Annotated in this window: 17 protein-coding genes; 15 read left to right on the top strand and 2 right to left on the bottom strand. The window is 59.1% G+C overall.

All coding sequences use genetic code 11. The features are described 5' to 3' along the window. Positions 1–29 precede the first annotated feature (29 nt). From E3O56_RS07105 to E3O56_RS07060, 10 genes are all read left to right on the top strand, one after another. The gene (locus tag E3O56_RS07105; RefSeq protein ID WP_032877812.1) at positions 30–1631 is read left to right on the top strand and encodes an ABC transporter substrate-binding protein; all 1602 of its coding nucleotides are present in this window, start codon (positions 30–32) and stop codon (positions 1629–1631) included. A gap of 258 nt (positions 1632–1889) precedes the next feature. Then, complete coding sequence (locus E3O56_RS07100) at positions 1890–3518, top strand: ABC transporter substrate-binding protein (protein WP_005784750.1); 1629 nt, start codon at positions 1890–1892, stop codon at positions 3516–3518. A 304-nt stretch (positions 3519–3822) separates the two neighbouring features. Beyond that, complete coding sequence (locus E3O56_RS07095; protein ID WP_032877813.1) at positions 3823–5427, top strand: ABC transporter substrate-binding protein; 1605 nt, start codon at positions 3823–3825, stop codon at positions 5425–5427. A 171-nt stretch (positions 5428–5598) separates the two neighbouring features. Further along, positions 5599–6993, top strand: coding sequence for an OprD family outer membrane porin (locus E3O56_RS07090; RefSeq protein ID WP_103734638.1), 1395 nt, complete (start codon positions 5599–5601; stop codon positions 6991–6993). A gap of 80 nt (positions 6994–7073) precedes the next feature. Next, positions 7074–8672, top strand: coding sequence for an ABC transporter substrate-binding protein (locus E3O56_RS07085; RefSeq protein WP_248128045.1), 1599 nt, complete (start codon positions 7074–7076; stop codon positions 8670–8672). Positions 8673–8748: 76 nt separating this feature from the next. Further along, positions 8749–9759 carry an ABC transporter permease subunit gene (locus E3O56_RS07080; protein ID WP_003171721.1) on the top strand — a complete coding sequence of 337 codons (1011 nt, stop codon included), beginning with the start codon at positions 8749–8751 and terminating at the stop codon, positions 9757–9759. 10 nt (positions 9760–9769) lie between these two features. Next, positions 9770–10681 (top strand): ABC transporter permease subunit, encoded by a 912-nt coding sequence (locus E3O56_RS07075; RefSeq protein WP_003188486.1) that lies wholly within the window; start codon positions 9770–9772, stop codon positions 10679–10681. A gap of 10 nt (positions 10682–10691) precedes the next feature. Beyond that, a complete protein-coding gene (locus E3O56_RS07070) occupies positions 10692–11660 on the top strand; it encodes an ABC transporter ATP-binding protein (protein WP_032877816.1) in 969 nt (322 codons plus the stop codon). Further along, complete coding sequence (locus E3O56_RS07065) at positions 11660–12631, top strand: peptide ABC transporter ATP-binding protein (RefSeq protein WP_005784734.1); 972 nt, start codon at positions 11660–11662, stop codon at positions 12629–12631. Before E3O56_RS07070 ends, E3O56_RS07065 begins: the two co-directional genes overlap by 1 nt. A 330-nt stretch (positions 12632–12961) precedes the next feature. Continuing rightward, positions 12962–15220 carry a TonB-dependent siderophore receptor gene (locus E3O56_RS07060; RefSeq protein WP_248128044.1) on the top strand — a complete coding sequence of 753 codons (2259 nt, stop codon included), beginning with the start codon at positions 12962–12964 and terminating at the stop codon, positions 15218–15220. Positions 15221–15293: 73 nt separating this feature from the next. On the opposite strand, the gene E3O56_RS07055 is transcribed toward E3O56_RS07060, so the two are convergent. After that, positions 15294–15548 carry a hypothetical protein gene (locus tag E3O56_RS07055; RefSeq protein WP_032877817.1) on the bottom strand — a complete coding sequence of 85 codons (255 nt, stop codon included), beginning with the start codon at positions 15546–15548 and terminating at the stop codon, positions 15294–15296. A gap of 225 nt (positions 15549–15773) precedes the next feature. After that, entirely contained in the window at positions 15774–17357 is a 1584-nt protein-coding gene (locus tag E3O56_RS07050; protein WP_005784726.1) for a peptide chain release factor 3, read from the bottom strand. A 332-nt stretch (positions 17358–17689) separates the two neighbouring features. Here E3O56_RS07050 and E3O56_RS07045 point away from each other — a divergent pair, with 332 nt between their 5' ends. The 5 genes from E3O56_RS07045 (at position 17690) to E3O56_RS07025 (ending at position 22776) form a co-directional block, all read left to right on the top strand. Then, positions 17690–18406, top strand: coding sequence for an ABC transporter permease (locus tag E3O56_RS07045; RefSeq protein ID WP_004372306.1), 717 nt, complete (start codon positions 17690–17692; stop codon positions 18404–18406). A gap of 19 nt (positions 18407–18425) precedes the next feature. Next, positions 18426–19319 carry a glycine betaine ABC transporter substrate-binding protein gene (locus E3O56_RS07040; protein ID WP_032877818.1) on the top strand — a complete coding sequence of 298 codons (894 nt, stop codon included), beginning with the start codon at positions 18426–18428 and terminating at the stop codon, positions 19317–19319. Positions 19320–19331: 12 nt separating this feature from the next. After that, a complete protein-coding gene (locus E3O56_RS07035; protein ID WP_005784720.1) occupies positions 19332–19985 on the top strand; it encodes an ABC transporter permease in 654 nt (217 codons plus the stop codon). Next, a complete protein-coding gene (locus E3O56_RS07030; RefSeq protein WP_057701635.1) occupies positions 19982–21139 on the top strand; it encodes an ABC transporter ATP-binding protein in 1158 nt (385 codons plus the stop codon). Before E3O56_RS07035 ends, E3O56_RS07030 begins: the two co-directional genes overlap by 4 nt. 473 nt (positions 21140–21612) lie before the next feature. Further along, positions 21613–22776: a type III PLP-dependent enzyme gene (locus E3O56_RS07025; protein ID WP_005784717.1), complete on the top strand. Its 1164-nt coding sequence runs from the start codon at positions 21613–21615 to the stop codon at positions 22774–22776. Positions 22777–22819 lie beyond the last annotated feature (43 nt).

The following is a 22819-nucleotide window of genomic DNA, read 5'->3' as shown; positions in this document are numbered from 1 at the left end:
TTGGTCTGCCTGCCATTTCAGGGGTCTCCATGGAAAGAATCGCCGTCAAGCCACTGCTCCTCGCCGCAAGCCTACTGGCTTTTATGCCGATGGCTCAGGCCGCAACCACCCTGGTCTACTGCTCCGAAGCCAGCCCCGCCGGGTTCGATCCCAGCCAGTACACCAGCGGCACCGATTTTGACGCGTCCGCCGAAACCGTGTTCAACCGTCTGACTCAGTTCAAGCGCGGTGGCACCGAGGTAGAACCGGGTCTGGCCACGAACTGGGATGTATCCAAGGACGGCCTGACGTATACCTTCCACCTGCGCGATGGCGTCAAGTTCCACACCACCGACTTCTTCACCCCGACCCGTGATTTCAACGCCGATGATGTGTTGTTCACCTTCAATCGCTTGCTCGATGCCGACAGCCCGTTTCGCAAGGCCTACCCCTCCGAATCGCCCTACTTCACTGACATGGGCTTGAACGCCACGATCAAGAGCGTCGACAAACTCGACGAACACACCGTGCGTTTCAACCTGAACAATGTCGATGCTTCATTCGTACAGAACCTGGCGATGAGTTTCGCCTCGGTGCAATCGGCCGAATACGCCGCCCAGCTGTTGAAAGAGGGCAAGGCCGAGCAGATCAATCAAAAGCCCATCGGCACCGGGCCGTTTGTGTTCAAGCGTTACCAGAAAGATGCGCAGATCCGGTATGTGGCCAACACACAATACTGGAAGCCCGAGGACGTAAAGCTCGATAACCTGGTATTTGCGATCACCCCGGACGCCGCTGCGCGCCTGCAAAAACTAAAGGCCGGTGAATGCCAGGTCAGCGGTTACCCACGTCCTGCCGACATCGACGTGATGAAGCAAGATCCCAATCTGCGCGTGCTGCAACAAGCGGGTTTCAATCTGGGCTTCCTGGCCTACAACGTAACGCACCCGCCGCTGGACCAACTCAAGGTGCGCCAGGCGCTGGACATGGCGATCGACAAACCAGCAATCATCAAGGCCGTTTACCAGAGCGCCGGACAATTGGCGCAGAACGCATTGCCGCCGGCGCAGTGGTCTTATGACCCAGGCATCAAGGATGCCCCCTACGATCCGACCAAAGCCCGGTTGCTACTAAAAGAAGCAGGGGTTGCACCAGGTACCACCATCAATCTGTGGGCGATGACCGTGCAACGCGCCTCCAACCCCAATGCGCGGATGTCCGCACAAATGATCCAACAGGATTGGGCCAAGGTCGGCATCAAAGCCAACATCGTCAGCTATGAGTGGGGCGAGTACATCAAACGCGCTAAAAATGGCGAACACGACGCAATGATTTACGGCTGGACCGGCGATAACGGCGACCCGGATAACTGGCTCGGCGTGCTCTACAGTTGTGCCGCGGTCAAGGGCAGCAACTATGCCAAATGGTGTAACCCGGCCTACGACAAACTGGTGCAGCAAGCCAAGGTCAGCAATGATCGCGAGCAGCGTATCAAGTGGTATCAACAGGCGCAGAAAATCCTTAAGGAACAGGTACCTATAACGCCTATTGCGAACTCGACGGTTTTCCAGCCCCTGCGCAAGGAAGTGCGCGACTTCAAGATCAGCCCGTTTGGACTGACGCCCTTCTACGGCGTGAGTCTAGATAAGTAACATCGACGCCCCAACCGAGTGCGCTAGACGCCTCGGCTGGGCTTTTTTGGTGCGCACATTGCACCGAAAAAAACCATCAAATCGACGCATTTATGGCAAAACTTTCATAATTGCGACATTCCTGTACGTTCGTACCACTGTTTACCGCTCGTAACCGTTCAGCATCTTGCATTGGGTATGGCGCCTGCATAAGTATCCGCAGGCCGACTCACGAGGTCGCCCTCACCACCAAAAATGACAACAAATCATGAGGCCAACATGCTTAAACACGCAGTCCTTCCGTTATTAGTGAGCGCTGGCCTTATGGCCGCAGCCCCCGTAGCCCTGGCGGCAACTAACCTGGTGTTCTGCTCCGAAGGGAGCCCGGCCGGTTTCGACCCAGGCCAGTACACCACCGGAACAGACTTCGATGCCTCGGCCGAAACCATGTTCAACCGTCTGAGCCAGTTCGAGCGTGGCGGCACCGCCGTCGTTCCTGGCCTGGCCACCAGCTGGGATGTGTCGCCGGACGGCCTGACGTATACCTTCCACCTGCGCGAAGGCGTCAAGTTCCACACCACCCCGTACTTCAAGCCTACTCGTGAATTCTCGGCTGACGACGTACTGTTCACCTTCAACCGGATGATCAACAAAGACGATCCGTTCCGTAAGGCCTACCCCACCGAGTTCCCGTACTTCACGGACATGGGGATGGACACCAACATCAAGAACATCGAGAAAGTCGATGATCACACCGTCAAGTTCACCCTTGGCACCGTGGACGCGGCTTTCATCCAGAACCTGGCCATGAGCTTTGCTTCGATCCAGTCCGCTGAATATGCCGCGCAATTGTTGAAGGAAGGCAAACCCGCCGACATCAACCAGAAGCCGGTCGGCACTGGCCCGTTCGTGTTCAAGAGCTACCAGAAAGATTCGAACATTCGTTACACCGGCAACAAGGACTACTGGAAACCTGAAGACGTGAAGATCGACAACCTGATCTTCGCCATCACCACTGACCCGTCGGTGCGTATCCAGAAGCTCAAGAAAAACGAATGCCAGATCACTCTGTTCCCACGTCCGGCCGACCTAAAGGCGCTGGGCGAAGACAAAGACCTGAAGCTGCCGCACCAGGCCGGTTTCAACCTGGGCTATGTGGCCTACAACGTGATGGACAAGGTCAAGGGCAGCGACCAGCCTAACCCGCTGGCTGACCTGCGCGTACGCCAGGCGCTGGACATGGCGGTGAACAAGCAGCAGATCATTGACTCCGTGTACCAGGGCGCCGGCCAACTGGCCGTCAACGCCATGCCGCCGACCCAATGGTCCTACGACACCAGCATCAAGGACGCTAAGTACGACCCAGAGAAAGCCAAGGCGCTGCTCAAGGAAGCCGGCGTCAAGGAAGGGACCGAAATCGTCCTGTGGGCCATGCCGGTTCAGCGTCCGTACAACCCGAACGCCAAGCTGATGGCTGAGATGCTGCAAAACGACTGGTCCAAGATCGGCCTGAAGGTCAAGATCACCAGCTACGAATGGGGCGAGTACATCAAGCGTTCCAAAGGCGGCGAGAACCAGGCCATGATCATTGGCTGGAGCGGCGACAATGGTGACCCGGACAACTGGCTGAACGTGCTGTTCGGCTGCGACTCGCTGTCGGGCAACAACTTCTCCAAGTGGTGCGACAAGAAATTCGACGGCATCGTGAAAGAAGCCAAGGCCACATCGGATGTCGCCAAACGCACCGAGCTGTACAAGCAGGCGCAACATATCCTCAAAGATGCAGTCCCGATGACACCTATCGCGCACTCGACGGTGTATCAACCCATGCGTAATACCGTACAGGACTTCAAGATCAGCCCATTTGGCTTGAACTCCTTCTACGGCGTTAGCGTAAGCGGCAAGTAAGGATCAATAACGGCGACGTTTCACAACGTCGCCGTTATTCCATCCGCCAGGGCCATAGGAAACAGACCACATTTGTAAGCGTTGCCGTCCTACAGCAACGAACTGCGCCTTGTGTCTCCGTTACCTACAAGTCCAGTCAGAATTGGCGCATTTACTGCAAGGTCCGCGTCCCATAACGTCGTAGGACAGCAGAGGCATCACTCTGGGAAATGGCACTTGCTGTGCGTGGGATCAGTGATGTCTTCCTGGCCATGGCCAGCGGGAGGGTTGCTGTTGATAACTACAAACAAGGATCGGGATCGTCATGCGCCATACCACTGTTCTATCCGCGATGTTTGCCACCAGCCTGCTGGCCGTGGCCACGATGGGCCAGGCCGCCGAAAAGAAGAGCCTGGTGTTCTGCTCCGAAGGCAGCCCGGCAGGGTTTGACACTGCGCAATACACCACGGCCACCGACAACGATGCGGCAGAGCCTTTGTACAATCGCCTGGTTGAATTCGAAAAAGGCGCGACCGACGTAGTACCTGGGTTGGCGACCAAATGGGATATTTCGCCAGATGGCCTGACCTACACCTTCCACCTGCGTGAGGGGGTGAAGTTCCACAGCAACAAGGAATTCAAGCCGACGCGCGACTTCAACGCCGACGACGTGCTGTTCACCTTCAACCGCATGCTTGACCCCGAGCATCCATTCCGCAAGGCCTACCCTACCGAGTTTCCGTACTTCAACGGGATGAGCCTGAACAAGAATATCGCCAAGGTCGAAAAAACCGACCCGCACACGGTGGTGATGACCTTGAACACGGTCGATGCCGCGTTCGTACAGAACATCGCCATGAGTTTCGCTGCAATCCTGTCCGCCGAATACGCCGAGCAGTTGCTCAAGCAAGGCAAGCCCAGCGACATCAACCAGAAGCCGATCGGCACTGGCCCATTTGTGTTCCAGCGTTACCAGAAAGACTCGCAGATACGTTACGTGGGCAACAAACAGTACTGGGACCCGAGCCGCGTCAAGCTGGACCAACTGATCTTCGCCATCAACACCGACGCCTCGGTACGGGTGCAGAAGCTCAAGGCCGGCGAATGCCAGGTCACCCTGCATCCGCGCCCCGCCGATGTAGACGCGCTGAAGGCCGACCCGAACCTGCAACTGCTGACCAAGCCTGGCTTCAACCTCGGCTACATCGCCTACAACGTGCGCCACAAGCCGTTCGACCAGCTTGAAGTGCGCCAGGCGCTGGACATGGCGGTGAACAAGCAGAGCATCCTCAACGCTGTGTACCAGGGCGCAGGGCAACTGGCGGTCAACGCCATGCCGCCGACACAGTGGTCCTACGACGACAGCATCAAGGACGCCGCCTACAACCCGGAAAAAGCCAAGGAGCTGCTCAAGGCCGCCGGCGTCAAGGAAGGCACCGAGATCACCCTGTGGGCGATGCCGGTACAACGTCCGTACAACCCCAACGCCAAGCTGATGGCCGAGATGCTGCAGAACGATTGGGCCAAGATCGGCCTGAAAGTCAAAATCGTCAGCTACGAATGGGGCGAGTACATCAAGCGCACCAAGAACGGTGAGCATGATGTCAGCCTGATTGGCTGGACCGGCGACAACGGTGATCCGGACAACTGGTTGGGCACCCTCTACAGCTGCGACGCCATCGGCGGGAACAACTACTCCATGTGGTGTGACCCGGCGTACGACAAGCTGATCAAGCAAGCCAAGGTCGTGACCGACCGCGAACAAAGGACTGTTCTATACAAACAGGCGCAGCAACTGCTCAAGCAGCAGGTGCCGATCACGCCAGTCGCCCACTCGACGGTCAACCAGCCGTTAAGCGCCAAAGTCGAAGGTTTCAAGGTGAGCCCCTTCGGCCGCAACGTGTTCTCGGGCGTCAGCATTACCCCATAAGAAAATAACCGGATTGCGGGGAGCGAAGTTCGCTTCCCGGCAAACGCGCAGGCTTTTGTTGGGAAAATTCCTACGCCAAACGTTTGCACAGGCTTGAACGAGTTCCACACCCAATAGCCGGTTCACCTAAAAAGACCGGCATTAAAAAAGAGAACCAAAGGAGCTTCACCCATGAAACTGAGCAGCAAAGCGCTTCTGGCCCTGGCCATCAGCAGCATCACGGCAACCGCCTACGCTGAAACGCAAAGCCAGGACTTCGTTCCTACCACGTTGGCCGGCACCAGCGCCCAAAGCGAGGCTAAAGGCTTCGTTGAAGACTTCAGCCTTGGCGGCACCACACGTAACTGGTACTCCCATGAAAGCAAATACCGTGGGGGCACCTTCGCGTACCAGAAGCATGGCCAGACCCTGACCGACCGTAACCGTACCAACTGGGTACAGGGCACCATCCTCAAAGCCAGCTCGGGTTTCACCCAGGGCACCGTCGGCGTCAAGACCGAAGTAGCGGTTTACAACGCTCTGGTACTGGACCGCAGCAAGCGTGATATCAAGGGCGGCTCCAACCGTACCCTGGCGGACTCCAACGGTGACGCCGTAGACCAGTGGAGCAAACTGGGCCTGGCCAACGTGCAGTTCCGCGTGTCCAACACCACCTTGACCGCCGGTCGCCAGAACTTCAGCAGCGGCATCGTCGACACCATCGGCAACCGTGCCCTGCCTTCAAGCTTCCAGGGTGTGAGCTTCAACAGCGAAGAGTTCAGCAACCTGTCGTTCCAGGGCGGCGTGTTTGACCGCGTTTCGCCACGTAGCGAACAGAGCCTGTCGAAATTCCGTACCGAATACGGCAATGGCGCGGAAACCGATAAAGTCTATACCCTGGGCGCGAACTACCAGCCGCTCAAAAGCCTGAAAACCAGCTTCTTCGCCGCCAACGTGAAAGACTTCTGGAACCAGTACTACTTCGGCGCCACCCACGAGCTGGGCGACGCGCAGCAGTTGGGCCTGACCACCGGCTTCAACTACTACAAGACTGTCGATGAAGGCAAAAAAGAGATGGGGGAAATCGATAACGATACCTTCTCCCTCTCCCTGGGCCTGACTCACCAGGCACACAGCCTGACCTTCGGCTACCAGCAAGTGAACGGTAACGAGTACTTCGACTACCTGCACGAAACCAACGGCATCTACCTGGCCAACTCCCTGACGTCGGACTTCAACGGCCCGAACGAGAAATCCTTCCAGATCGCCTATGCCATCAACATGGCTGAATACGGCGTACCCGGCCTGAAGTTCAACGCCTACTCGGCACGCGGCTGGGGCATCGACGGTACCCACTACACCGGCAACAATGGCCGGGCCAAGTTTGCCTATGACGGCATCCAGTCCCAGGACGGCGAGAAGCACCAGGAATACGGTGTAGGCGCCTCTTACGCGCTGCAGAGCGGCCCACTCAAAGCCACCACTGTGCGCGCAACCTATGTTGAGCACCGCGGCAGCGAGTTCCAGTCCGACGGCAGCATCAAAGAGTTCCGTCTGGTCACCACCATCCCGTTCAACATCCTTTAATTAGCGCCAGGCAGGCGGCGAGCTCAGGACGAGCCCGCCGTCTACGCTTTTCTGGTTCCATCGATTGCAGAGGGCTCTGAATGAAAATGCTCCCGCTACAAGCCGCCATGGCTGCCGCGCTGTTGAGCGTGGCGATCGGCGTTTCGGCCAAACCGTTGGTGGTCTGCACCGAAGCCAGCCCGGAAGGTTTCGACCCGGTCCTGTACACCACCGCCGTGACCGCTGACGCCGCCGCTGAAACCATGTTCAACCGCCTGGTGGACTTCAAGCCCGGCACCACCGAAGTGGTTCCCGCCCTGGCTAAAGACCTGCCGGAAATCAGCGCCGATGGCCTGACCTACACCTTCCACCTGCGTGACGATATCAAGTTCCACACCACCGACTATTTCAAACCCACGCGCAACCTGAACGCCGACGATGTGCTTTGGAGCTTCCAGCGCCAGCTGGACCCGAATCATCCGTGGCATAAAAAGTCTCTCGTGGGTTACCCGTACTTCGAAAGCATGGGGTTCAAGGAACTGCTCAAGAGCGTAGAGAAGATCGACGATCATACTGTCGTCTTTACCCTGACCCGTCCTGAAGCTCCGTTCCTGGCTGACCTGGGCATGGCGTTCTCTTCAATCCATTCGAAGGAATACGCCGACCAGTTGCTCAAATCCGGCAAGACCGAAGACCTCAATGCCAAGCCCATCGGCACTGGTCCGTTCATCTTCACCCGTTATCAGAAAGACGCCCAGGCACGCTTCAAGGCCAACCCCGACTACTTCCGCGGCAAACCGGCGGTCGATCCGCTGATTCTGGCTATTACCGTCGATAACAACGTGCGCCTGCAGAAGCTCAAGGCCAACGAATGTCAGATCGCGTTGTTCCCCAAGCCGGATGACATCCCAAGCATCAGGAAAGACCCGAACCTGAAAGTCGATGAACTGGCGGCGATGACCACCAGCTACACCGCATTGAACACCACCCGCAAATACATGAGCGATGCGCGGGTACGCCACGCTATCAACATCGCGTTCGACAAGGCCGGCTATACCGAAGCGCTGTTCGGAAAAGGCAATGCAGTCGTGGGCACCGGCCCTTATCCACCGACATTGCTGGGTTTCAGTGAAAAGCTGAAAAACCCAGCACGCGACCTGGACAAGGCCCGTGCTCTGCTCAAGGAAGCCGGCGTGCCGGAAGGCACCGAATTCACCCTGTTCACCCGTAACGGCGGCGGCCCGACCAACCCCAACCCGATGCTTGGCGCCCAGCGTATGCAAGCAGACCTGGCCCAGATTGGCTTGAAGATCAATATCAAGGTCATGGAATGGGGCGAGATGCTCAAGCGTGCCAAAAACGGCGAGCACGACATGGTTTCGGCGGGCTGGGTAGGTGATAACGGCGACCCGGATAACTTCCTGACGCCAAACCTGAGTTGCGATGCAGCCAAAAACGGCGAAAACTACGCCCGCTGGTGTAACAAAGAGTTTCAGGACTTGATCGACAAAGCCCGTGCAGTCGCGGAACCGGCCGAACGGGCCGCGCTCTATGAACAAGCACAGGATGTGTTCGAGAAAGACCAACCCTGGCTTCCCATGGCTTACCCGAAACTGTTCACCGCCCTGCGCAAGAACGTAGAAGGCTTCACCCAAAGCCCTCTGGGTACAAATAACTTCGCCACCACCCAGGTGAAGTAAATAAGAAAAACGCTCGGCACCGTCGACATTGACGGTGCCGAACCTGCCTAACCGGCTGATTGAGGTACACACCAAGATGTTTAGTTTTATTGCCCGCCGATTGGGGTTATTGATCCCCACGTTCTTCGGCATCACGTTGCTGACCTTTGCGTTGATTCGCATGATTCCAGGCGACCCCGTAGAAGTCATGATGGGCGAGCGGCGGGTTGACCCCGAAATGCACGCCCAGGCAATGGAGCGCCTTGGCCTTAACAAGCCGCTGTATGCGCAATACCTGGATTACGTCGGCAAGCTCGCCCAGGGCGACCTTGGCGAATCGCTGCGCACCCGCACCAGCGTGTGGACCGAGTTCACCGCCCTTTTCCCTGCGACCCTGGAACTGTCCATGGCCGCCCTGTTGTTCGCCGGTATCCTGGGCCTGTTGGCCGGGGTGATCGCGGCACTCAAACGAGGATCCCTGTTCGACCATGGGGTGATGGGCATCTCCCTGGCGGGCTATTCGATGCCGATCTTCTGGTGGGGCCTGATCCTGATCATGTTCTTCTCGGTAAGCCTGGGCTGGACCCCGGTATCCGGGCGTATCGACCTGCTCTACGACATCGAGCCGCGCACCGGTTTCATGCTCATCGACACCCTGCTGGCCGACGAGCCGGACGCGTTCTGGGATGCATTGCACCACCTGATCCTGCCAGCCATCGTGCTCGGCACCATCCCGCTGGCGGTGATCGCGCGCATGACCCGTTCGTCGATGCTCGAAGTGCTGCGTGAGGACTACATCCGTACTGCCAAGGCCAAGGGCCTGTCGCCCGCGCGCGTGGTATTCGTGCACGGCTTGCGCAATGCGCTGATCCCGGTATTGACGGTGGTTGGCCTGCAAGTCGGCACCCTGCTGGCCGGCGCCGTGCTGACCGAAACCATCTTCTCGTGGCCCGGCATCGGCAAATGGCTGATCGAAGCCATTGGCGCGCGGGACTACCCGGTGGTGCAAAACGGCATTCTGCTGATCGCCTGCCTGGTGATCCTGGTGAACTTCGTGGTGGATATCCTCTACGGCTTCGCCAACCCACGCATCCGTCACCAGCGCTGAGATCATGACCATGACCACACCTACTCAAGTGTCAGCAGTCGATCAGAGCCTGCTGTACCCGTCCCCGTACAAAGAATTCTGGCAAGCCTTCTCCAAGAACAAGGGCGCGGTTGCCGGCCTGCTGTTCATGTTGCTGATCGTGTTCTGCGCGATCTTCGCCCCCTGGGTTGCGCCGCATAACCCCAGCGAGCAATACCGCGACTTCCTGCTGACCCCACCGGCGTGGCTGGAGGGCGGGCAGATGCAGTTCCTGCTCGGCACCGACGAACTGGGGCGTGACTTGCTCTCGCGCCTGATCCAGGGTTCGCGCCTGTCGTTGCTGATCGGCTTGTCGTCGGTGGTGATGTCGCTGATCCCGGGCATCCTGCTGGGCCTGTTCGCCGGTTTTTTCCCGCGTTTGCTCGGCCCGACCATCATGCGTCTGATGGACATCATGCTGGCCCTGCCGTCGCTGCTGCTGGCCGTGGCGATTGTCGCCATCCTCGGCCCTGGCCTGATCAACACCGTGATCGCCATCGCTATCGTGTCGCTGCCGTCCTACGTGCGCCTGACCCGCGCCGCGGTGATGGGCGAACTGAACCGCGACTACGTGACCGCCGCCCGCCTTGCCGGCGCCGGCCTGCCACGCCTGATGTTCATCACCGTGCTGCCTAACTGCATGGCGCCGCTGATCGTACAAGCGACCTTGAGCTTTTCCTCGGCGATTCTCGATGCCGCGGCCCTGGGCTTCCTCGGCCTTGGCGTACAACCGCCAACCCCCGAGTGGGGCACCATGCTGGCTTCGGCCCGTGACTACATCGAACGCGCCTGGTGGGTCGTGAGCCTGCCTGGCTTGACCATTTTGCTCAGCGTGCTGGCAATCAACTTGATGGGTGACGGCCTGCGCGATGCGCTGGACCCGAAACTCAAGAACGCCGCCTGAGGAGATTCCCATGTCACTGTTAGAAATCAAGAATCTCAACGTCCGCTTCGGCGACAAGACCGCCGTACCGGTGGTCGACGGCCTCGACCTGTCGGTCGACAAAGGCGAAGTACTGGCGATCGTTGGCGAGTCGGGCTCGGGTAAATCCGTGACCATGATGGCGCTGATGGGCCTGATCGAGCACCCCGGCATCGTCACCGCCGACGCCCTGAACTTCGACGGCAAGGACATGCTCAAGCTGAGCAACCGCCAGCGCCGCCAGATCGTCGGCAAAGACCTGGCGATGGTGTTCCAGGACCCGATGACCGCGCTGAACCCCAGCTACACCGTGGGTTTCCAGATTGAAGAAGTGCTGCGCTTGCATTTGAAAATGTCCGGCAAACAAGCGCGCAAGCGGGCTATCGAACTGCTGGAAAAAGTCGAGATCCCAGGCGCCGCCAGCCGTATGGATGCCTACCCGCACCAATTGTCCGGCGGTATGAGCCAACGCGTGGCAATCGCCATGGCGATTGCCGGCGAGCCCAAGTTGCTGATCGCCGATGAACCGACCACTGCGTTGGACGTGACCATCCAGGCGCAGATCATGGAACTGCTGCTGGCCCTGCAAAAAGAGCAGAACATGGGCCTGGTGCTGATCACTCACGACCTCGCGGTAGTGGCTGAAACCGCCCAGCGCGTATGCGTGATGTACGCAGGCCAAGCGGTGGAAGTCGGCCAGGTGCCGCAACTGTTCGACATTCCGGCGCACCCGTACAGCGAAGCGCTGCTCAAGGCGATCCCGGAGCACAGCCTCGGCGCCACGCGCCTGGCCACGCTGCCGGGCATCGTTCCCGGCCGCTATGACCGTCCGCAGGGCTGCTTGCTGTCACCGCGCTGCCCGTATGTCCAGGACTCCTGCCGCGCCCAGCGTCCAAGCCTTGATCCGAAAAGCAACAGCCTCGCCCGCTGCTTCTACCCGCTGAACCAGGAGGTGGCGTAATGGCCGTCGTACTTACCGCCCGCGACCTCACCCGTCACTATGAAGTGTCCCGTGGCCTGTTCAAGGGCCACGCCACCGTGCGTGCTCTCAATGGCGTGTCCTTTGAGCTGGAAGCCGGCAAGACCCTCGCGGTTGTGGGCGAGTCGGGTTGCGGCAAATCCACCCTGGCCCGTGCCCTCACGCTGATTGAAGAGCCGTCTTCGGGCTCCTTGAAAATTGCCGGCCAGGAAGTGGCCGGTGCCGACAAGGCCCAGCGCAAGCAATTGCGTAAAGACGTGCAGATGGTTTTCCAAAGCCCGTATGCGTCGTTGAACCCACGCCAGAAAGTCGGTGATCAACTGGCGGAGCCGTTGCTGATCAACACCAACCTGTCCGCCGCCGAGCGCCGCGAAAAAGTCCAGGCGATGATGAAGCAAGTGGGCCTGCGCCCTGAGCATTATCAGCGCTACCCGCACATGTTCTCCGGTGGTCAGCGCCAACGTATCGCACTGGCCAGGGCGATGATGCTGCAACCCAAAGTGTTGGTGGCGGACGAACCGACCTCGGCGCTGGACGTGTCGATCCAGGCCCAGGTGCTCAACCTGTTCATGGATTTGCAGCAGGAATTCAACACCGCCTACGTGTTCATCTCCCACAACCTGGCAGTGGTGCAACACGTCGCCGACGACGTGATGGTGATGTACCTCGGCCGCCCGGTGGAAGTAGGCCCCAAGGAAGACATCTACGCCCGCCCGCTGCACCCCTACACGCAGGCGCTGCTGTCGGCCACACCGACCATTCACCCGGACCCGAACAAGCCGAAGATCAAAATCGTCGGCGAACTGCCCAACCCGCTGAACCCGCCACCTGGCTGCGCGTTCCACAAGCGCTGCCCGTATGCGACCGAGCGCTGCAGCAGCGAGGAGCCGCTGTTGCGACCATTGGATAACCGGCAGGTGGCTTGCCACTACGCGGAGCAATTCGTGGCCTGACGCCTCCCTTGTAGGAACTGCAGCTTCAATGAGTTCCATCGCCCTTCCCGCCAGATTGCGCATCAGTCTGGCCGGAGGGGCTTTTTTTCGCGCGTTTGTAGCAAAGAAAATACAGATGGCCCTGCGCCTTTCAATGCCTCCGGCCTTGAAACATTGCGTCAGAGCCCTCTGGAAAGTGTATAGATTGTAAATGCAATTTACTTTTATTTGAGAATCAATACCATCACGACACAAAGAGGGCGCTGGATACTGGCTGTCAAGCCACGGTTGGCTACGCGAAAAATTCAGACGCCTCTCGTTCAATCGCCCCTCGTAAAGGACTTTGTGGACATGTCGTCTCAATTCAGGCTCAGCCATCTATCGCTGGCGTTTATCGCTACCCTCTCGTCTCCCGCGCTGCTGGCGGAGAGTGTGGAAAAAGAGCGCGATAAAGTGCCGATCCAGGCAACGGACCTGCCTGTAGATGGCACCTCCCAAGCCTTGGTGTTGGGCGAGACGCGCGTGCTGGGCACCGCTGCCGAAGAACTCAAGCAAGCGCCCGGCGTGTCGATCATCACCGCCGAAGACATCAAGAAACGCCCACCCAGCAACGACCTGTCGGAGATCATCCGCCGCGAGCCAGGCGTCAACCTGACCGGCAACAGTTCCAGCGGCAGCCGTGGCAATAACCGTCAGATCGACCTACGCGGAATGGGCCCGGAAAACACCCTGATCCTGATCGATGGCAAACCCTCCACCTCACGCAACGCCGTGCGTTATGGCTGGAGCGGTGACCGTGATACCCGTGGCGAAACCAACTGGGTGCCGGCCGAAGAAGTCGAGCGCATCGAAATCCTGCGCGGCCCGGCCGCCGCTCGTTATGGCTCCGGGGCCATGGGCGGGGTGATCAACATCATCACCAAACGCCCGACCGATCAATTGCACGGTTCGCTGACCGCCTACACCGCCTTCCCCGAAAACGATGCCGAAGGCGCGAGCAAGCGCACCAACTTCAACCTCAGCGGCCCGCTGACCGACAGTCTCGCATTCCGTGTCTATGGCGGACTGAACAAGACCGACGCGGATGACGCCGACATCAACCGCGCAGCCCAAGCCACTCCAGATTCGCTGGTGGCCGGACGCGAAGGCGTGCGCAATAAAGACGTCAACGGCTTGCTGAGCTGGCAATTCAGCCCAGAGCAAACCCTGGACCTGGAAGCCAGCTACAGCCGCCAGGGTAATATTTTTGCCGGCGATACCATGCTCAACGGCGGTGGCGCATTCGTTGAAAGCCTGGTGGGCAAGGAAACCAGTGTGATTCAACGCAGCAGCTTCTCTGCAACCCACCGTGGTGAATTTGACTGGGGCTCGACCCTGGCCTCGCTGACCCACGACCTGACCCGCAATGAGCGTCTCAACGAAGGCCTGGCCGGATCCGGCGAGGGCGCGCCTTCGGCCAGCGCCGGGCGTTTCGAATCACGCCTGCGTAACACCCGGGCCACCGCCGAGGTCAACCTGCCCCTGAGCTTCGGTGCCGAACAGGTCCTGACCCTGGGCAGCGAATACCTCTACGAGTCGATGAACGATCCAGGCTCGTTGCGCCCGCAAACTTATGACCCGGGCACCGGCGGCGTCCCCGCCATCCCCGGCGTCAGCCGCAACAGCACCAAGACCACCGCATCGAGCTATGCCTTGTTTGCCGAGGACAACATCGAACTGGGCAGCAAGACCATCATCACCCCTGGCCTGCGCTACGACGACCATGAAGAATTCGGCGGCAACTGGAGCCCCAGCTTCAACGCCTCGCACCAGTTGACCGATGAACTGAGCCTCAAGGGCGGTATCGCCCGTGCCTACAAGACTCCCAACCTGTACCAGTCCAACCCGAACTACTTGCTGTACAGCCGTGGCAATGGCTGCAACGCCAGCGAAGCCAATATGGGCGGTTGTTACCTGGTGGGTAATCGCGACCTGAAGCCGGAAATCAGCGTCAACAAGGAAATCGGCCTTGCCTTCGACAAGGGCACCTGGCGCTCCAGCGCGACGTACTTCCGTAATGACTACAAGAACAAGATCAATGCCAGTAACGAGGCGGCTTTCCGCCTGGGCAATGGTCGCCGCGTACTGGAGTGGGAAAACAGCGGGCCCGCGCTGGTCCAGGGGGTTGAAGGCAACCTGTTCGTAAGCCTGCGCAGCGATCTGGACTGGAACACCAACCTGACCTACATGATCGACTCCAAGGACAAAGACACCGGCGAGCCGTTGAGCATCATCCCCAAGTACACCGTCAACACCACGCTGGACTGGCAAGCCACCGACAAGCTGTCCTTCCAGGTCAGCGGCACCTACTACGGCAAGCAGGAAGCACCGACACTCAACTCACGCAGCGCCAACAGCTATGACCGCAGCGCCCAGCAGGATGTCGACCCGTATGGGCTGATGGGACTGAGCAGTGGTTATGAGTTCAGCAAAAACTTGAGCGTGCGTGTCGGTATCAACAACCTGCTGGACAAGCGCCTGTCACGCAAAGGCAATGCCGAGGATGCCGGTGCCCAGACCTATAACGAGCCGGGCCGGGCTTATTTCGCGTCGGTGACCACCTCGTTCTAAGTCACCGCCGGAGGTCTGAAAAGCGCCTTCCGCCAGCTATAGCCTGACGGGAGGCGCGTTCTTTTCAGCAAGCCTACGTCTGGCTGTCGCCTTCATCTGCGTCGTCGCTGTCAGGCTCGTCGGTAGTCGAGTCATCATCACCCTCGCTGCCGCCCTGGCCTTGATCGCCTGGTTCGGCTTCGGACTTGGCCAACTGCAAGTCCGATGCCTGGCCACTCGTCACCACCCCTACGCTCTGCACCGGGTTATGCGCCCAGGCCGTCGACATCCCCAACGACAACAGCACCAGCACCTTCATCAACAGCACTACGCGTTGAAAAATACTCATGGTTGATTCCGTCCAGTCAGTAAATAAGACCCGCACGGCAGTCATTAACTGCCACCAGCGTTTACGCTAGTCGCGATGCCGGATTACCGCCAATCTCCAGCCTTTTGGAGATCAAAATGTGGGAGGGGCTTGCTCCCGATTGCGGAGTGTCAGAGCCCAATACACTGGCTGACACACCGCTATCGGGGGCAAGCCCCCTCCCACATTCTCTGAAACGCTCAGACCTTAGTGGTGTTCGCGGGTCGCGCGGAATTTCACATCCGGCCAGCGCTCTTCCATCAACGCCAGGTTGACCCGGGTCGGCGCCAGGTAGGTCAGGTGACCACCGCCGTCGACCGCGAGGTTTTCCACCGCCTTGTTGGAGAACTCTTCCAGCTTCTTCTTATCGCTGCACTCGATCCAGCGCGCCGAATACACGGTGATCGGCTCGTAGGAGCACTCCACTTTGTATTCCTCTTTCAAGCGACTGGCGACCACGTCGAACTGCAGCACACCCACGGCGCCGAGGATGATGTCGTTGCTGCGCTCGGGGAAGAACACTTGGGTGGCACCTTCTTCGGCCAATTGCTGCAAGCCTTGGCGCAGTTGCTTGGACTTGAGCGGGTCGCGCAGGCGCACGCGGCGGAACAGTTCCGGGGCGAAGTGCGGGATACCGGTAAAGCCCAGCGCTTCGCCTTCGGTGAAGGTGTCACCGATCTGGATGGTGCCGTGGTTGTGCAGGCCGATGATGTCGCCGGCGTAGGCTTCTTCGAGCTGTTCACGCTCGGAGGAGAAGAACGTCAGGGCGTCGCCGATGCGCACGTCCTTGCCGGTACGCACGTGGCGCATCTTCATGCCTTTTTCATATTTGCCGGAGCAGATACGCATGAAGGCGATACGGTCGCGGTGCTTGGGGTCCATGTTCGCCTGGATCTTGAACACGAAGCCGGTGAATTTCTCTTCCACCGGTTCCACGGTACGCTCGTTGGCGACACGCGCCAGCGGGCGCGGTGCCCAGTCCACTACCGCGTCGAGCACGTGGTCGACGCCGAAGTTGCCCAAGGCGGTACCGAAGAACACCGGGGTCAACTGGCCGTCGAGGAATTCCTGCTGGTTGAATTCGTGGCAGGCGCCCTGCACCAGTTCCAGTTGGTCGACAAAACGGTCGTACTCGTCACCCAGATGGGCGCGGGCTTCGTCCGAGTCGAGCTTTTCAATGATCTTGGTTTCGGTACGTTCGTGACCATGGCCGGCGGTGTAGACAATGATGTAGTCGTCGGCCAGGTGGTACACGCCCTTGAAGTCGCGGTAGCAACCAATCGGCCAGGTGATCGGCGCGGCCTTGATCTTCAGGACGGCTTCGATTTCATCCAGCAACTCGATCGGGTCGCGGATATCACGGTCGAGTTTGTTGATGAAGCTGACGATCGGCGTGTCACGCAGGCGGCAAACGTCCATCAGCGCAATGGTACGTGGCTCAACGCCCTTACCGCCGTCGAGGACCATCAATGCCGAGTCCACCGCCGTCAGGGTGCGGTAGGTATCTTCGGAGAAGTCTTCGTGGCCCGGGGTGTCGAGCAGGTTGACCATGTGGTCGCGATACGGGAATTGCATGACCGACGTGGTAATGGAAATACCCCGTTGTTTTTCCATCTCCATCCAGTCGGATGTGGCATGGCGGTCGGATTTGCGCGATTTCACCGTGCCGGCTACCGCGATCGCCTTGCCCATCAGCAACAGCTTTTCGGTGATGGTGGTTTTACCGGCATCGGGGTGGGAAATAATGGCGAAAGTGCGGCGTTTCGCGACTTCGGCGGCCTGGTGGGTCATGGGAAATCGCCTGGCAGGTGAGTCAAAAAAGGGCGGCGAGTATAGCGCAAACGAGGGGGTACGGACCACCGTTGAGCCCATTGGGGGTGGCTAAATGCGCCCAAGTGTGGAACCTTTTAAAAGGTCGAGACGTCCACTCCCCTGCTACCGCACTCGGAACAGGGGCTGAAATATCAGCAAGTTAGCCTGACGAGGCTGCGCTCATGGCTTGATCGCATACTGCATTGCCAGTATCGGCGAGCTGCTTTTCGCGAACCTATTCGCCGACAGCCAGGAATGGCATTGCCGCCGGAGAATGTGTTCGCCGACAAAAGAAAAAAAGGAGTCCGCCTGTGGCTATTCGCTATGGCAAAGGGCTGATAGGAGGCGCGGTTGTCGTCGCGCTCCTGGCCCTGCTGGTCCACTGGATCGGCATCAACACGATCGAACTGTACCGCGACGATTTGTTGTTTTACCTGCAAGCTCACCTGATTCTTGTCCTAGTCTCCATGCTGGCAGCCCTGATTGTGGGCATCCCCGCTGGTATCCTGCTCAGCCGACCCAACATGGTCGGGCGTGCAGAACGTTTCATGCAGATCTTCAACATCGGCAACACCGTCCCTCCCCTGGCTGTACTGGCCATCGCCCTCGGCGTCCTCGGCATCGGCAGCGGCCCGGCCATCTTCGCGCTGTTTCTCGCTTCCCTCCTGCCCATCGTGCGTAACACCTACGAAGGCTTGAAAAACGTCCAGGGTTCCCTCAAGGAAGCCGCCACCGGCATCGGCATGACGCCGCGCCAGGTGCTGTTTCGCGTGGAACTGCCCAACGCCGTGCCGATCATCATCGGCGGTGTACGTGTGGCCCTGGCGATCAACGTCGGTACCGCGCCACTGGCGTTCCTGATTGGCGCCAACAGCCTGGGCAGCCTGATCTTCCCCGGCATTGCCCTGAACAACCAGCCGCAACTGCTGCTCGGCGCTGCATGCACCGCGCTGCTGGCATTGCTGCTTGACGGCCTGGTGACCATGGCCAGCCGCCTCTGGCTGGAACGCGGGTTGCGCCCGTCTTAACGCCAGGAAAGGAATCGACATGAAAAAACTAAGCTTGATATTAGGCTGCGTCCTGCTGTTTGCAGGTATTGCGCAAGCCGCTGAAAAACCGGTGATTCGCATTGGCGCCCGGGTGTTCACCGAGCAGACCCTGCTCGCCGAAATCACCTCCCAGTACCTGCGCACCAAGGGTTACGACGCCCGTGTGACGGGTGGCCTGGGCAGCAACCTGGCACGCAGTGCCCAGGAAAGCGGGCAACTGGATCTGATCTGGGAATACACCGGCGTATCGCTGGTGGCCTATAACCACATCGACGAGAAGCTCGACAGCGAACAGTCCTACGCCCGGGTGAAAGAACTCGACGCGAAAAAAGGCTTGGTCTGGCTCTCGCCGTCGAAATTCAGCAACACCTACGCGCTGGCACTGCCGGAAAACGTGGCCAAGGAATTTCCGCAGATCAACAGCATCAGCGACCTGACCAAAGCCCTGGCCGAGGACACCAAGGAAAACCGCCTGGTGGCCCTCGACACCGAGTTCGCCAACCGTTCCGACGGCATGGGCGGCATGGTCAAGTTGTATGACATGAACCTCACGCGCAAAAACACCCGGCAGATGGACGCTGGCCTGGTCTACACCGCCCTGCGTAATGGCCAGGTGTTTGCCGGTCTGGTCTACACCACCGATGGCCGCCTGAACGCGTTCAAATTGAAGCTGCTGGCCGACGACAAGCATTACTTCCCGGACTACACCGCAGCTCCGGTGATCCGTCAGGAATATCTCGACCAGCATCCTCAATTGGCCGCAGAGCTCAAGCCCTTGGCCGAGCTGTTCGACGACGCAACCATGCGCGAGCTGAATGCGCGGGTCGACGTCGACCACGAAAGCCCGTCCGCTGTCGCCGCCGATTTCCTGCGCCAACATCCGATCAACTAAGAAGGAGAAGACATGGAATTTTTGAACGCCTTTTCCCATCTTGATTGGGCCCAAGTCCTGCACCTGACCTGGCAGCACATCACCCTGGTCGGCATCGCCGTGATCCTCGCGATCTTTATCGGCGTGCCCCTGGGTATTCTGATGACGCGCTTCCCAACCCTCGCAGGTCCCTTGCAAGCCAGCGCCACGGTGTTGCTGACCGTGCCATCCATTGCGCTGTTCGGGCTGCTGTTGCCGTTCTACTCCAAGTTCGGCCAGGGCCTGGGGCCGATGCCGGCGATCACCGCCGTGTTCCTGTACTCCCTGCTGCCAATCATGCGTAACACCTACCTGGCCCTCACCGGCGTTGAGCCAGGCATTCGCGAGGCCGCCAAAGGCATCGGCATGACCTTCGGCCAGCGCCTGCGCATGGTCGAACTGCCGATTGCCGTGCCGGTGATCCTCGCTGGCGTGCGCACCGCCGTCGTGATGAATATCGGTGTGATGACCATCGCCGCCACCATCGGTGCCGGTGGCCTGGGTGTACTTATTCTGGCTTCCATCAGCCGCAGCGATATGTCGATGCTGATTGTCGGCGCCGTGCTGGTCAGTCTCCTGGCCATCTTCGCCGACCTGCTTCTGCAATGGCTGCAACGCTCGCTGACTCCAAAAGGATTGCTCAAATGATCGAACTTCAAAACCTGTCCAAGACTTTTCAAAGCAACGGCAAGACTGTCACCGCCGTCAACGATGTAAGCCTGACCGTCAACGAAGGCGAAATTTGCGTATTCCTGGGGCCCTCGGGCTGCGGCAAGAGCACCACGCTGAAGATGATCAACCGCCTGATCAAGCCCTCCTCGGGCAAGATCCTGATCAACGGTGAAGACACCACTGACCTGGACGAAGTGACCCTGCGTCGCAACATCGGCTATGTAATCCAGCAGATCGGCCTGTTTCCCAACATGACCATCGAGGAAAACATCGTGGTCGTGCCCAAGCTGCTCGGTTGGGACAAGCAAAAATGCCACGACCGCGCCCGCGAACTGATGAGCATGATCAAGCTGGAACCCAAGCAGTACCTGCATCGCTACCCACGTGAGCTGTCCGGTGGCCAGCAACAGCGTATCGGCGTGATCCGTGCGCTGGCGGCTGATGCGCCGCTGTTGCTGATGGATGAGCCGTTCGGCGCGGTCGACCCGATCAACCGCGAGATGATCCAGAACGAGTTCTTCGAGATGCAGCGCGCGCTGAACAAGACCGTGATCATGGTCAGCCACGACATCGACGAAGCCATCAAGCTGGGTGACAAGATCGCCATCTTCCGTGCCGGCAAGCTGCTGCAGATCGACCACCCGGACACGCTGCTGGCGCACCCGGCCGATGAGTTCGTGAGCAACTTCGTGGGTCAGGACAGCACGCTCAAGCGCCTGCTGCTGGTAAAAGCCGAAGACGCAGCGGACAACGCTCCGTCGGTGAGCCCGGAAACGCCGGTGGCCGATGCCCTGGAGCTGATGGACGAGCACGACCGCCGCTATGTGGTGGTCACCTGTTCCGAGAACAAGGCACTAGGGTATGTGCGCCGTCGCGATTTGCACCGTCAGACCGGTACCTGCGGCCAGTACCTGCGCGAGTTCAACGCCACGGCTGCCTACGACGAGCATTTGCGCATCCTGCTGTCGCGCATGTACGAGTTCAACCGCTCGTGGTTGCCGGTGATGGATGCCGAGCGGGTGTTCCTGGGTGAAGTGACTCAGGAGTCGATTGCCGAGTACCTGAGCTCTGGCAAGTCCCGTGGGGGCAAGACCAGTATTGTCTCGCCGGCCGAGACCGCCCTGGCCTGACCTGATACAACAGGGATAAAAATGTGGGAGGGGGCTTGCTCCCGATAGCGGTGAATCAGTGACTGAGAAGTGACTGACACACCGCTATCGGGAGCAAGCCCCCTCCCACATTTGCCCCTCGGTGAGTCAGGGAAATGTCCTCAATTCCCACTCAGCGGGGAACATCAATCCGTCACACCGGTCGGTTACATAAGTAGCTGGACTGGGTCCCGCGACGAACGCGTGCAAAAACGCGACATTTTTAGTTGATCCCACGCCCATCAAGCCCTAAAGTTCGCGCCGAACGTCCATGCTGGAAACGATCCATCCGGCTCAAGTACTGACGACGAGACAGCAAGGCCAAGGGAAGCTTATCCCGTGGCCTTTTTGCTTTCGGCGACATGCCTTGGGAAGTAGGCGAACCAAAGTGGGGATACGGAGGACGTTCATTTGCACCCATTGCTAATTTCAGTTTGCCCCTAGGAGTCCCCAGCATGTCGATCAACGTCGAAGATTATTTCGCGCGCGCCACCTTTGACAAAATGAAGGCGTTCGCCGACAAGCAAGAAACCCCATTCGTGGTGATCGACACCGCGATGATCAGCCAGGCCTACGATGACCTGCGCGCCGGTTTCGAATTCGCCAAAGTGTATTACGCCGTCAAGGCCAACCCGGCCGTGGAGATCATCGACCTGTTGAAAGACAAGGGTTCGAGCTTCGACATCGCCTCGATCTACGAGCTGGACAAGGTCATGGACCGCGGCGTCAGCGCCGACCGTATCAGCTACGGCAACACCATCAAGAAATCCAAGGACATCCGCTACTTCTACGAGAAGGGCGTGCGCCTGTTCTCCACCGACTCCGAAGCCGACCTGCGCAACATCGCCAAGGCCGCGCCGGGCTCGAAAGTGTATGTGCGCATCCTCACCGAAGGCTCGACCACGGCCGACTGGCCTTTGTCGCGCAAATTCGGCTGCCAGACCGACATGGCCATGGACCTGCTGATCCTCGCCCGCGACCTGGGCCTGGTGCCTTACGGCATCTCGTTCCACGTTGGCTCGCAACAGCGCGACATCAGCGTGTGGGACGCGGCCATCGCCAAGGTCAAGGTGATCTTCGAGCGCCTGAAGGAAGAAGACGGCATCGAACTGAAGCTGATCAACATGGGCGGCGGCTTCCCGGCCAACTACATCACCCGCACCAACAGCCTGGAAACCTACGCCGAAGAAATCATCCGCTTCCTCAAGGAAGACTTCGGCGACGACCTGCCGGAAATCATCCTGGAGCCAGGCCGTTCGCTGATCGCCAACGCCGGTATCCTGGTGAGCGAAGTGGTGCTGGTGGCCCGTAAGTCGCGTACCGCCGTCGAGCGTTGGGTGTACACGGATGTGGGCAAGTTCTCCGGCCTGATCGAAACCATGGACGAAGCCATCAAGTTTCCGATCTGGACCGAGAAGAAGGGCGAGATGGAAGAAGTGGTCATTGCCGGCCCAACCTGCGACAGCGCCGACATCATGTACGAGAACTACAAGTACGGCCTACCGCTGAACCTGGCGATTGGTGATCGTTTGTACTGGCTGTCGACCGGTGCGTACACCACCAGCTACAGCGCGATTGAGTTCAATGGGTTCCCACCGTTGAAATCGTTCTACGTGTAAGAACGCCGCATATAAAAAACCCATGACAAGTCATGGGTTTTTT

The organism is Pseudomonas sp. W2Aug9 (assembly GCF_023127755.1).
Classification (GTDB): Bacteria; Pseudomonadota; Gammaproteobacteria; order Pseudomonadales; family Pseudomonadaceae; genus Aquipseudomonas; species Aquipseudomonas synxantha_A.
This window is presented reverse-complemented; position numbering and strand designations above follow the sequence as displayed.